The organism is Jiangella rhizosphaerae (assembly GCF_003579925.1).
GTDB classification, from domain to species: Bacteria; Actinomycetota; Actinomycetes; order Jiangellales; family Jiangellaceae; genus Jiangella; species Jiangella rhizosphaerae.
The window spans coordinates 1-7554 of record NZ_QUAL01000360.1 but is presented as its reverse complement, the minus strand read 5'-3'; the positions used below and the strand labels follow the sequence as shown (position 1 = coordinate 7554).

Annotated in this window: 8 protein-coding genes; 2 read left to right on the top strand and 6 right to left on the bottom strand. The window is 71.0% G+C overall.

All coding sequences use genetic code 11. The annotated features are described in order from the left end of the window. The 6 genes from DY240_RS25155 to mca all read right to left on the bottom strand — a co-directional run. Positions 1–2431, bottom strand: a 2431-nt coding sequence (locus DY240_RS25155) for an MSCRAMM family protein (protein ID WP_199702383.1), incomplete at its 3' end; no start/stop codon positions are given. Between the two features lie 433 nt (positions 2432–2864). Then, positions 2865–3911 carry a ScyD/ScyE family protein gene (locus tag DY240_RS25150; RefSeq protein WP_233552866.1) on the bottom strand — a complete coding sequence of 349 codons (1047 nt, stop codon included), beginning with the start codon at positions 3909–3911 and terminating at the stop codon, positions 2865–2867. 141 nt (positions 3912–4052) lie between these two features. Then, positions 4053–4520 carry a VOC family protein gene (locus DY240_RS25145; protein ID WP_119662438.1) on the bottom strand — a complete coding sequence of 156 codons (468 nt, stop codon included), beginning with the start codon at positions 4518–4520 and terminating at the stop codon, positions 4053–4055. A gap of 40 nt (positions 4521–4560) precedes the next feature. Continuing rightward, on the bottom strand, positions 4561–5055 hold the full coding sequence (locus DY240_RS25140; protein WP_119662437.1) for a helix-turn-helix transcriptional regulator: 495 nt from the start codon (positions 5053–5055) through the stop codon (positions 4561–4563). After that, positions 5052–5276 (bottom strand): hypothetical protein, encoded by a 225-nt coding sequence (locus DY240_RS25135; protein ID WP_119662436.1) that lies wholly within the window; start codon positions 5274–5276, stop codon positions 5052–5054. Before DY240_RS25135 ends, DY240_RS25140 begins: the two co-directional genes overlap by 4 nt. A gap of 67 nt (positions 5277–5343) precedes the next feature. Then, positions 5344–6219 (bottom strand): mycothiol conjugate amidase Mca, encoded by an 876-nt coding sequence (mca, locus tag DY240_RS25130; RefSeq protein WP_199702381.1) that lies wholly within the window; start codon positions 6217–6219, stop codon positions 5344–5346. 166 nt (positions 6220–6385) lie between these two features. On the opposite strand from mca, the gene DY240_RS25125 reads away from it, so the two are divergent. Together DY240_RS25125 and greA are read left to right on the top strand one after the other, a co-directional pair. Beyond that, positions 6386–6811, top strand: coding sequence for a DUF4307 domain-containing protein (locus DY240_RS25125; RefSeq protein ID WP_119662435.1), 426 nt, complete (start codon positions 6386–6388; stop codon positions 6809–6811). A 185-nt stretch (positions 6812–6996) separates the two neighbouring features. Beyond that, the gene (gene greA, locus DY240_RS25120; protein ID WP_119662434.1) at positions 6997–7500 is read left to right on the top strand and encodes a transcription elongation factor GreA; all 504 of its coding nucleotides are present in this window, start codon (positions 6997–6999) and stop codon (positions 7498–7500) included. Positions 7501–7554: the final 54 nt, after the last annotated feature.

Sequence of the window (7554 nt, the reverse complement as noted above, 5' to 3'; positions counted from 1 at the left end):
CGCCGTCGGCGTCGTCGAGCCGCAGCTCGAACTGGGCTCCGGCCAGTGGGGCGTCGTCGCCGTCGTCGACCTTCAGGACGGTGAGGCTGCCGGGGCGCCGCGGGTCGTAGAACGGCAGCGGCGCGATCTCGGTGCCGGCGTTCTCGGCGGTGACGTTGACGAAGGCGCTGTACGGGTCGTCCGGCAGGTCGTACCCGGGCGGCGGGACGGTCTCGAGCCAGTAGTACGCACCGAAGCCCAGGTCGGTCACGGTGCAGACGCCGTCGTCGCCGGTGGTGCACTCGCCGACGAGCGTGTCGCCGCCGGGCGCGTCCTTGACGCCGTCGGCGGGGTCGTCGAGGTAGAGCTCGAACGTCGCGCCGGCCAGCGGAGCGTCGCCCTGCGAGCCGCCGTCGAGCTTGCGCACCGACAGGTCCGTCGGCGTCTGCTCGTCCTCGAACGTGACGGTGACGGTCTCGCCGGCGTTGTCGGGGCCGAACGTGAACGGACCCTGGTGGGCCGGATCGGGCAGCTCGTATCCCGTCGGCGCCGCCGTCTCCTCGACCCAGTACGTGCCGAACAGCAGGCCCTCGACGCCGACCGTGCCGTCGGCGTCCGTGGTGACCTCGCCCGGCGGGTCGACGACGGTGTCGTCGCCGGTCTCGAAGACGCCGTCGCCGTCGTCGAGACGGACGACGAACGTGGCTCCGGCCAACGGGTCCTGCGTGACGGCGTCGAGCTTGACGATCTCGAGGGCCGAGCGGACCTGCGGGTCGGTGAACGTCGACGGGGTGAGGTCGCCGCCGGCGTCGTCGCGGTCGATGGTGATCATGCCGCTGTAGCGGTCGGCCGGCAGGTCGTAGCCCGCCGGCGCCTCGGCCTCGTACCAGTAGTACGTGCCCCAGGCGAGGTCGCCGACGGCGCAGGTGCCGTCGTCGCCGGTGGTGCAGTCGCCGATGAGGGTGTCGCCGTCGGGCGCCTCGTGGACGCCGTCGCCGTCGTCGAGGTACAGCTCGAACGTGGCGCCGGCCAGCGGCTCCCGGGTGTCGGCGTCGAGCTTGAGCACGGTCAGCTCCGAGAGCAGCCGCGGGTCCTCGAACGCGTCCTCGATGACGACGTCCGGGTTCTGCTGGTCGATGACGATGTCCTCGCGGACCGGGTTCTCGGGCAGGCCGTAGCCGGTCGGCGGGACCGTCTCGGTGACGATGTACGTGCCGGTCGGCAGGTTCTCGACCAGGACGGCGCCCTCGGCCGGGTCGACGTCGTTCTGGCCGTTGTCGACGACGGTGACCGAGACGCCCTCGGCGGGTCCGTCGGTGCCCTCGACGGTGAACGTGGCACAGCAGACCGGCTCGCGGGACTCCTCGTCCAGCTTGCCCCAGGCCAGCGAGCCGAGGCCGTTCTCGAACGTCACGGTGACCGAGCCGAACTCTTCGACGGTGACGTCCTGCGGCTGGTCGTCCTGGATGTAGCCGGGCGGCGGCGTGGCCTCGGTGATGGTGTAGTCGCCGGGCTCGGCGGGGTCGATGACGATGACGCCGTCGGCGGGGTCGGCGTCGTTCTCGTCGTCGTCGGCGATGGTGAGGCTGCCGGGGTCGGCGGCGCCCGGGATCGGGTTCGGCTCGACGGTGAACGACGCGCCGCCGAGCAGCTCGCCGTCGGGGTCGCGCTTCTGGATGGTCAGCTCTCCGCAGCGCGACGCGATGTCGATCGGGCCGGTGGCGTAGTCCTTCAGCTCGGCGTTGCTCTGGGCCCGTCCTGCCTTGGATCGCAGGTTCAGCGTGGTGAACCCGGTCGACGGACAGTCCAGGTCCAGCCCGAGCGCGGACAGGTTGAAGCCGAACTCCCCGAACTCCTCGGCCTGTCGCGTGCCGCCCGGGAGCTCGATGGCGGAGTCGTTGAACGCCGCCGCCTCGACGTCGGCGTCGGCGTCGCGCCAGCGCCGCCCGTCCCAGCGGTCGACCCGGATCACCTCGAAGGCGCCGGCGCCGCGGTTCTCGATGGTCAGGCGGAGGTCATCGACGGACCGGTCGGGCACGGGGACGCCGTTGCCGTTGGTGGCGTTCGGCAGCTGGTCGAGCTCGAGGTAGTACGTCACCGTTCCGTTGTCGGTCGCCCGCTCGAAGGCCAGGAAGACCCACTGCTCGCCATCGACCACGCGGTCGTGCACGAACACGTCGCCGATGTCGCCCTTGTTCGGGGGCTGCGCAGACCCGGCGTCCTGCCATTCGTCCGGCCGCTCCTCCTGCGAACCCTGGTCGTAGATCGACGGGTCGTCCTCGAACAGCGGGTCGTCGACGACGTCGACGTCCGCGGGGAAGATGTCGCCGCTGCCCCAGTCGACCGGATCGCCGGCCGGGCCGGTCTCGGTCGTGTCGTTGTCGAAGCCCTCGTAGAAGTTGCCGTCGATCTCGAAGCCACCGGCGACGACATTCCCGTTCTCGTTGGCCATGGCGCCGGCGCTCGCCGCCGAAACCGATGCCGTGACGAGAAGGAGAACCGCTGCACTATGCGCGATGCTGCGCCGCGAACCCGGCACGTTCGTCCGCCCCCACAACATGCCCGGCGCTGGGCGCCGAGGGATGAAATCCACCTGAACGGTTAATCGCCCTTCGGTGCCGAATACTCGCGACACATCGCGGTTCCGGCACCGAAGGGCGAGTGCCCCCCGGCCTTTGTACCTTGCTCAGTACTGCGAAGTGTGACTGCCGCCGGCCGGCGCCCCAAGCCGCCGACCTCGGCCAACGCAGAGCATGCACCCAACCGGGCACGCCTGTCAACGCGAACACCGGAACGTTCGAGAAGCATTCCACCGTGACGACTGACGTGACAAATAATCACTCAGGGCGACATGCAATGTATGCGCATACGCGTGGGCCATGCATTCACATGATGCGTAGCAACGCACCCGGGCCGAATACCGGTCCGGTCACGTAGATGTCGCCGTGTCGCCCGACGTCGACGCCCCCGGGCAGGACCAGCTGACCGGCCGCCAGTTCCGTGCGCGACCCGCCGGGACGCACCTTGAACAACGCGCCCTCGTTCAGGCTCGGGTCGAGCTCCCACTGCAACCAGCTGTGCCGGGCCAGCTCGACGGCGTAGATGCTGCCGCCCTTCCCGGGAGCGAGGTCGACGACCGAGGTGAGGCCGTCGGCGAAGCGCCGGCAGTCACCGGTGTTCGGCTGCTCCGGATCGCACACCGCGCCGACCGCACCGGGCTTGATCCGCCAGATCTGCGACGTGCCGGGCGTCGCCGGGAAGCCGCGCAGCTCACCGACGTACCAGTAACCGTCGGAGCCGACGGTCACCGAGGTCGCGACGCCCTCGGCCGGGATCGGCGTACCGGCCGGAGGCAGCGGCTCGCCGTCGAACTCGTCGGGCAGCTCGTCCGGCACCGGGACGACGCGCGGCTTCAGCCGGGCGACCGTGACGATGTCGCCGTCCGGATACACGCGGAGCAGGTCGTTGCCCGCGGCGTCGGCCACCAGCACGCTGCCGTCCCTCAGTGCGGCGACCCCGTACGGGTTCGACTCCTCCGGCACGCCCTCGATGTTGTAGGGGTCGACGTCGGTCTGCTGGTAGGCCGCGATGTCCGCGATCGGCTGCGCGGGCTTGCCGTGCCGGAGCAGGTAGAGCGTGGCCGCGCCGGTGCCGGGCTCGCCGCCGGGCGTCAGCGCGTACACCCGGCCGGGCCGGCCGACGGCCACCGCCGGCGCGAGGAAGCCCGCCGGCACGGAGCCGATCTCGTGCACCTTCGGGTGCCGGCCGCGATCGGTGACGAGGCTGACCGTGCCGTCGGCCTCGCTCACCACGATGCGGCCGGCCTGGTCGACGTCCACTCCGCGCGGACCGTCGAGCTCCACCACCGGCGACGGCTCGGACGAGCCGTTCGCGATCGCGGCCGGGGCGGTCAGCACCGCCGACACGGCCATGACCCCGGCGGCGAGGACTGCTGTTGTTCGCGCACGCGACGTACGCACCATGAGAACCCCCCGATTCCCCGTGCAAGCGCCCCCCGTGAGGCTGATCCTCTGGCGCAGGCCCGCTCAGGGTTACAGTCCGGTCACGATGCGTCAAGAGGTTTCGGTGCCCGACTCGAACGCCTCCGCCATCGCCTGCTGGTCCAGGGCCTTGTCGTTGAGCTCGTTCAGGCTGTACCAGTTGCCGAAATCGTCGCGGAACACCGCCTCGACGCCGTACGGGCGATCGGCCGGCTCCTGGATGAACTCCACCCCGCGCGCGGAGTACTCCGCGTACGTCGCGCGGCAGTCGTCGGTGTTCCACGCGCCGGCGCTGAGCACGCCCTTCGCCATCAGCTCGCGCAGCATCGCCGCGGTCTGCTCGTCGTGCGCCGGCGGCCCGGGCACGGTGAGGTTGAGCTGGAACTCCGGGCTGGCCGGCGGGCCCACCGTCAGCCAGCGGTAGCCGTTCTCCATGGTGACGTCGGTGCGCAGCTCGAAGCCGAGCTTGCCGATGAAGAAGTCCAGCGCCTGGTCGTAGTCGGTCACGTACGCGGTCGCGACGCCCAGCTTGGTGATCACGATGGGTCCCTTCCCTTCGTCGGTGCGAACGGCTTCGACGTTAGGAGGTGCGTGCCGCCGCCGGCTTCTCCGTCGTTGCTGTCTTCGGCCGCGGCCGTCCCCACATGAGGATGTAGCAACCGGGGATCAGCCGCGGACCGGACGCGTGCGCCTCGCGCTGGAACTGCGACGGGGACACCCCGACCAGCTCGGAGAACAGGCTGCTGAACGAGCCGAGGCTGGTGAAGCCGACGAGGTGGCAGATCTCGGTGACGTTCAGGTCGGCGACGCGGAGCAGCTCCTGGGCCCGCTCGACCCGGCGGCGCTGCAGATAGCGCCCGGGCGTCTCGCCGTAGGCGGCCTTGAACGCGCGGACCAGGTGGTAGCGGGAGTAGCCGGCGGCGCCCGCGATGTCGGCCAGATCGAGCGGGTCGGCGTAGTTCCGGTCGATGAAATCGCGGGCCCGGCGCACCGCGACCAGGGTCTCGACGGCGGCCGACCCGGCCGGCCGCCGCGCCGCACCGTCCAGCGTCGTCGGGCCGGCGGCGCCGGTCATCGCTCCGGCGGCTCCTGGTGCCCGTGCATGCGCTCGGCATCGGTGGCACCCTCGGGGTCGAAGTCGACCTTGCGGATCTGCTTGCGCATGCTGCGGTAGAGCAGGACCAGCGCGACGATCAGGAAGACGACAACCAGGAAGCCGTACAGGCCAGGGCCGATCTCGGAGTTCTCCGCCTCCGACTCCGCCGCGGTGAGCGCCACCGCCCGCAGAACGCCCATCAGTACCCGTCGTCTCCTCGAGTCGTCCCCCGTCCCTCCATTGTGGCACCGCGAGCGCGGGTGGCGTTCACCGCAGTCCCGCGAACAGGTCGTCCTCGGGGGTCTGGGTGGGCACGTGCGACGTCACCAGTTCGTAGTCCTCGGTGGGCCAGGCCTGCTGGTGCACCTCGAGCGGGACGGCGAACCACGGGCCGTCGGGGTCGATCTGGGTGGCGTGCGCCAGCAGCGCGCGGTCGCGCACCGGGAAGTACTCGGCGCACTCGACCCGCGTGGTGATGCGGTCGTCCCAGCTCTTGTCGCCGTCCCACTCGGCCAGCCACTCGCGGTAGGGCGACTCGAGGCCGCGCGCCTCCATGGCCTCGTGCAGGGCCAGCATGCGCATGCGGCTGAAGGAGTGGTGGTAGTAGAGCTTCAGCGGCTGCCAGGGCTCGCCGCTGCCCACGTACCGGGTGGCGTCGGCGGCCGCCTCGAACGCCGCGACGGTGATCTTGTGACACATGATGTGGTCGGGATGGGGGTAGCCGCCGTTCTCGTCGTACGTGGTGACGACGTGCGGGCGGAACCGGCGCATGATCTCGACCAGCGGCTCGGCGGCCTTCTCGACCGGCATGAGCCCGAAGCAGCCCTCGGGCAGCGGCGGCAGCGGATCGCCCTCGGGCAGGCCGGAGTCGACGAAGCCCAGCCACTCCTGCTCGATGCCCAGGATCTCGCGGGCGGCGTCCATCTCCTGCCGGCGGATCTCGCTGATGTTGGCCAGCACGTCGGGGCGGTCCATCTTCGGGTTGAGGATGGAACCGCGCTCGCCGCCGGTGCAGGTGACGACGAGGACCTCGACCCCCTCGGCGACGTACCGGGCCGTCGACGCCGCGCCCTTGCTGGACTCGTCGTCGGGATGAGCGTGGACATGCATCAGCCGCAGCTGCTCGGACACCGGATACCCCATCGGTCGAACGGAAACTTCACGCGCGACGGCGCCCACCGGCCGGTTCGCCCCCGCTGCCCGAGGCGGCACCCGCCCGTGGGGCGGACGCACCGCGACCGCCGCCTCCGGGGATAATGGTGCCGCACGCCACTGACAACAACGCCCGCAGCCCCTGGGGACATCCCGCATGAGCCGACCCATAGGCGACCACGCCGCCCAGCGCGATCTGCTCGCCGAACGGTACGGCCGGGTCCCGGGTCGCGGCGGGCGCGGCGTCCTCGTCGCGGTCGTGTCCGGCGTGCTGCTGGTGGCCGTCGTGGTCGGCTGGCTCATCGTGCGCTCGGCCGGCGGTCCCGGCGTCGACGCCGAGCTGCACTCCTGGGACGAGCCGCGCGACGGCGTCCTCACCGCCCGGGTCGAGCTCCGTCGCGACGCCGACCTTGCCGTCACCTGCGACCTCGTCGCCGTCGACCTGCGGCGCATCATCGTCGGCCAGCTGGACCTCGAGGTCCCCGCCGGCCCCGACGAGCATCTGGTCGTGTCGGCCGACATCCCGCTCGAGGGCGACGGCGTCGTCCCTGAGCTGCGCGGCTGCCGGCCGGCGTCGGAGTAGCGGCCGCGAGCGGCCCGCCGTCCGTCGGACGCATCGCCGCTGACCTGCGACAATCGTCGGCTTGGCACAATGCTTGTATTCTTGTTCTTTCCCCGTCAGCACTTGGACCGGGCGAACCGCCCGGCGGCGAAGCACACCCATGCGGCGTGCGGAGCGACCGATAGACAACCCGAGGAGCAGTTGCCGTGACCGCTACCAGCGACAACGTTGCTTGGCTCACCCAGGAGGCCTACGACCGCCTCAAGCAGGAGCTCGAGCACCTGATGGGGCCGGCCCGGCTCGAGATCGCGAAGCGGATCGAGGAGGCCCGCTCCGAGGGCGACCTCTCCGAGAACGGCGGATACCACGCGGCCAAGGAGGAGCAGGGCAAGCAGGAGGCCCGCATCCACCAGCTGCAGCAGCTGCTCCAGCGCGCCCAGGTCGGCGACCCGCCGGACGACGGCGTCGTCGAGCCCGGCATGATCGTCGAGATCAAGTTCGAGGGCGACGACGACGTCGAGCGGTTCCTGCTCGGCTCCCGCGAGCTGGCCTCCCTCGACGACTCCGTCGACATCGACGTCTACTCGCTGAAGTCGCCGCTCGGCGCCGCCATCAGCGGCAAGAAGGTCGGCGACAAGGCCTCCTACCAGGCCCCCAACGGCAGCACCATCACCGTCGAGGTCGTGAGCGCCAAGCCGTACGGCGCCTGACCCCGGCGCCCTTCAGACACCGACGCCGCCCGCCCGGTCACCACGACCGGGCGG